Annotated in this window: 1 protein-coding gene; it reads right to left on the reverse strand. The window is 59.2% G+C overall.

Annotation, left to right across the window (positions count from 1 at the left end):
* The coding region (locus tag KP705_RS15930; RefSeq protein ID WP_215764939.1) for a Tn3 family transposase at positions 1-663 on the reverse strand (663 nt) is incomplete at both ends.

The raw sequence follows: 663 nt of genomic DNA on the forward strand, positions 1-663 counted from the left end.
CTTCGGCGTATCCGGCCTCGCGGATATGCCAGTCAGGCAGATGCGCCCACTGGCGCAGGGTGGCACCCTGACAGGTGTCGGCCATGCGTGTCAGACCAAGATTAATCCCATCCGCCAGGATCACCGTCAGCAGGGCGTTTTTGTCATCCGCGACACGGCTGGAACGGCGATGGGTAAAGCAGTCGGTGAAGCTGATCCAGCGGTCCACTTCCAGCAGAAGATCAGTAATCTTGATGCGTGGCAGCCGGTCGTAAGCCGCCCGCCTCAACTCTTCCACAGCAGGGGGTGTAATTGCTTTCAGAGGCGAAATCACAAGACCATGTGCATCAAGCCGGACCTGTGACAACTCGCCCTTCCTGGCAAGAGCCGTCACCCGGTTCAGCGCGGTTTCCAGCACTGCACGCCGTTGAGAAAGGAACGTGTCAGCCGTAGCATTGATCGCCAGAGGCAACGGTCCTTGCGCGCGCATCGCTGCAAACGTGGCTTCCGGAAGAAGGTAGGTGKCGAATGCGCGGTATTGGCGACTTTCCGTTACCCAGATGTCTCCGGCACGCAGACGCTCGCGCAGCTGGGTCAGAACACAGAGTTCGTAAGCCTGTCGTATGACTGTTCCCTCTGGCCTGACAAAGCTGTGCCAGGAAGGCGGAATGAAACGGATCGGAC

This window comes from Gluconobacter sp. P1D12_c (genome assembly GCF_018812105.1).
Lineage (GTDB): Bacteria > Pseudomonadota > Alphaproteobacteria > Acetobacterales > Acetobacteraceae > Gluconobacter > Gluconobacter oxydans_A.